At 61.3% G+C, this 3,965-nt stretch carries 3 protein-coding genes; 1 reads left to right on the top strand and 2 read right to left on the bottom strand.

The genetic code is table 11. The features are described from left to right. On the bottom strand, window positions 1–1,005 hold a 1,005-nt coding region (locus EOA86_RS25590), incomplete at its 3' end, for an epoxide hydrolase (protein ID WP_164891975.1). A 478-nt stretch (window positions 1,006–1,483) separates the two neighbouring features. After that, on the bottom strand, window positions 1,484–2,080 hold the full coding sequence (locus tag EOA86_RS25585; RefSeq protein ID WP_128344228.1) for an NAD(P)H-dependent oxidoreductase: 597 nt from the start codon (window positions 2,078–2,080) through the stop codon (window positions 1,484–1,486). 342 nt (window positions 2,081–2,422) lie between these two features. Between EOA86_RS25585 and EOA86_RS25580 the strand changes: the two genes are divergently transcribed. Next, on the top strand, window positions 2,423–3,965 hold a 1,543-nt coding region (locus EOA86_RS25580), incomplete at its 3' end, for an MFS transporter (protein ID WP_245497372.1).

Raw genomic sequence — 3,965 nt, 5'->3', positions numbered from 1 at the left:
TGTGTTCGTCAGCCAATACAGCGTGATATTGTCCAGCACGTCGGTTCTGTCGAGTACGCGCTCCGGCTCGCCGTTGTTGTAATCAAGTATCCAGGCTGCCAGCCCCACTGGCGAGTCCGCCAGGGAGTAGCCGATCGTCTGCGGCCGCGTGCCCATTATCGCGCCGTAGGCTCTGTACTTCCTGAAGAACGTGTCGAGCGAGTCGAACGCCCTGCGCTCCCTCTCGGAGAGGCCAGCCGGCGCGGGCCCCCCGACGGCGAGCGCAGCAGCCACCTCGGACGGTATCGTCGCCGGCAGGTTGATGTGTATTCCGAGCAATCCCGCCGGCGCGTGGCGGGCCATCGCGCTCGAGACGGGGGAGCCCCAGTCACCGCCCTGGGCGACGTAGCGGGTGTAGCCGAGGCGCTGCATCAATTCCGCCCAGGCTCGAGCGATGCGCTCGGGATTCCAGCCCGTGCCGGTCGGCTTGCCGGAGAAGCCGTAACCCGGCATCGAGGGGATCACGACGTCGAACGCGTCCTCCGCCTGGCCCCCATGGGCCGTCGGATCGGTCAGCGGCCCGATGATCTTCAGCTGCTCGATGACCGAGCCGGGCCAGCCGTGCGTGATGATAAGAGGCAAGGAATTGGCGTGACGGGATTTCACCTGAATGAAATGGATGTCGAGCCCGTCGATCTCGGTAATGAATTGTGGGAGATTGTTCAGTTTCTGCTCTGCCCTGCGCCAGTCGTATTCGGTCCCCCAGTAGCGCACGATCTCGCGCAGGCTCGCTAGCTGTATGCCTTGCGAGCGGTCATCGACCGTTTCCGGATCGGGCAAACGCGACGCCGCAATGCGCCGGCGGAGCTCATCGATCGCTCCTTGAGGGATGTTGACGGTAAACGGGCGGATTGGATCGCTCCCGGCGGCAGCGGACAGTGTCTTTGGGAGCAGACCGAGCGATCCGGCGACCGCCGCGGCGGCAAGTAGTTCGCGCCGAGTGGGCGTTAACGACGTTGCTGGCATCCGAGCCTCCTATGCGATCGATCCAATCAGGCGTGACGTACAGATCGACTGCCGGCGGCGCCAAATCTATTGCACGATGGTATCGGCAATACTTTCGTGTTGGCTTTCGTGAAGTAACGATCCGATCCGAAGCCCGCGGCCGACGTGGGCCACGCGTGGACGAGTTTCGCAACAGGTGTCAGCTGTCAGCCCACTGCCGGCCAGATGGCGTTTCGCCTTAACGGCGCCAGGCAATTCACTCTGACGGACGGAGTCTGAGGCTCAGTACCGCTGCGCGGAGCCGTTTGGCCGTTAGCGTGACGCTTGGATGAATCAATTGAAAAGATCCGTGCCGCTATGCGCGGACTGATCGGCATGGGTCTCGCGGACGCTGGGCCACTGCGGCAGGCAGCGGCCTACATCGTCGCAGGTTCAAACAACGAGCGGAAGACATTTTCCGCTCGACACTTGTCATTTGACGTCGCCTTTGCTGGCGCGGTCAAGCGCTAACCAAGGTGCGGCTAGCGCGAGAGTTCGAACGCTTCTGGCCGACATCCGCATGGCCAAGACAAGCTGTCACCCACTGGGCGTACGCGTCGAGGAAATTCGCAAGAAATTCCCGAGTCTTCGCCTCGGCCAGCGCGCCATCGCTAGCGTGGCTCAAGTAGGCTTCAGGTTGCTGCATGACCAGCACGTTGAGGAAAACGAACATCTGGCGGAGGTGGTGATTGGCGCCAAATCCGCCGATTGCGCCAGGCGAAGCCGTGATCACGCCACCTGGCTTTCCGTCCCACACGCTCGCCCCATATGGACGGGAGCCCACGTCAATCGCGTTCTTGAGCGCCCCCGGAACGGACCGGTTGTACTCTGGCGTCACGAAGAGAACGGCGTCTGCCGCTTTGATGCGTTCGCGGAATTCCTGCCACTCCGGCGGCGCGTCCTCCTCGATGTCTTCATTGTAGAACGGCAGATCAGCGATCCCGACAATTTCCATGCTGAGGTCATTGGGTCGCAGCCGGACAAGCAGCTCGGCTATCTTCCGATTAAGCGAACCGGCGCGGAGGCTTCCCACCAGAACAGCGATTTTGAGGGGCATGGTTGATCTCCTATTGATAGCGAGTGTTCCGGGGAAGGGAATTAACTCCACCGTGTCCTTAGAGTGCGGTACAGGAATCGGCTCTCAACAGGGACAAATCTATTGCCCGATAGTATCGGCGATACCATCGGATTGGTTAGTTTGTTGGGTAGCGGAGTATCGAGATTTGGCTGCCGGGCGTTCACCGAAACGACGATCCGCCGCTAGGTGGGCAGGCAAATATCGGCTTCAGGCCAACGCGGGGCGCTCGAGGTCGCCACTCAGGACAGTTGCCGCGCCAACCAAACCCAAAGTATCGGCGACACCTTCATACAATAGACTTAATGCGGCTGGCCGGTAGCGTTGGAGATCGCCAGTACGAAGAAACGATGCGGCCGCTTCACCATCATGACGACGCCGAACGCACTAACGCCAAGCAAGATTCTGTTCCTTGCCACCGGCCTGGCCGGGTCACTGCTCATTAGCCTGTCGGCGCAGTTCGCCTCGACCAATATCGCCGACGTCCAAGGCGGCGTCTTTTCTACGCCCGACGAGGCTTCGTGGATCTTGACGGTTTACACGATGGCAAGTTTTGCAGGGATCGTCGCCTCGGGCCCTCTAATTCGATTTCTAAGCATCGGCCGATACCTTGTAGTGAGCGCCACTACCTTCGCCATCACAGCGTCGGCCTGCGCCACGGCCCCCGATCTCCAAATGATGGTTGCGTTACGCACAATCCAGGGATTTGCGGCCGGCGGTTTTGGTCCCGCGGCATTCGTCGCCGTCTTCATCGTTACGGGCGGGCCGCGACTTCCGTTCGGCGTGACCTTACTCGCCTTCGTGCTTCTGTTCCCTGGCTCGTTGGGACCGGTCATCGCGGGCTTCGCCGAAGACAGCCTTGGCTGGCAGACTCTGTTCCTGATCCAGGCCGGCATCGGTGCGACCTTGGCCCTTGCTGCACACGCCTGGGCGCCACATCAGCAGCAAGACTGGTCGGCGCTCAAAACCGACTGGCTCGCCCTGACCCTGTTGTCGCTTGCACTGGCGACGCTAACACTCGTCCTCAGTCAGGGCACGCGACGCTTCTGGTTCGAGAGCGAAACGATCGTCTGGTGCACTGCAGGTTCGATCGCCGTGTGGGCCGGATTCGCGTTTCTGGTGCGGTTCTCGCCGCTGCCCATCATGTCGCCCAAGCTGCTGGTCACGCGAAAATTCGGCATCCCGATCGCACTCAACCTGGTGCTTCGCATCAGCCTGGTCGTGACCTCCTATCTCGTTCCGCAGTTCCTTGCCGTTGTTCAAGGCTATCGGCCCCTGGAGATCGCTGAACTGATGCTGTGGGCGGCAATCCCGCAGCTGCTCGCATTGCCGCTGGTCTGGCAGCTCATGCATCGTTTCGACATGCGCACAGTCATGGCGCTCGGCTTTGCGCTGTGCGCCATCGGGGCCGCGTTGGTGCGTGACGGCACCGCGCTCTTCGCCGCCGATCAATTCTGTCTGACGCTCGTGATCTTCTCGATAGGTCAACTGCTGTTCCTTGTACCGGCCATGGTCGTCGGCACGTCCGTGCTGAAACCTGCAGACCTTCCGACAGCGTCCCTCGCTTTCAACGCAACGACGCTCGCGGGCGCCACCCTTGGCGTAGGCTTGGTGTCCCATTTCGTCACCGAGCGCGAAAAGTTTTACTCCAACGTCATCACTGAGAAAGTTTCGCTCTACCACACGCTCGATGCTGATCGTCTGACGGCCGTCGCGGGAGCGCTCGCGAACCGGCTTGTCGACGACGCCGGCACGACAGCCCGCGCGGTCGCGCTCTTGTCTTCGACCGCACGACGCGAGGCGTGGGTATTGGCGTTCAATGAGGCCTTCCTTCTGGTCGTCGCCATGTTGTTGATCGGTGCAATCG

Origin of the sequence: Mesorhizobium sp. M5C.F.Ca.IN.020.32.2.1 (assembly GCF_004023105.1) — a bacterium.
In the GTDB taxonomy this organism is placed as follows: Bacteria; Pseudomonadota; Alphaproteobacteria; order Rhizobiales; family Rhizobiaceae; genus Mesorhizobium; species Mesorhizobium wenxiniae.
Note: the sequence above shows the minus strand (reverse complement) of the source record. Positions and strands in the feature narration are given on the sequence as shown.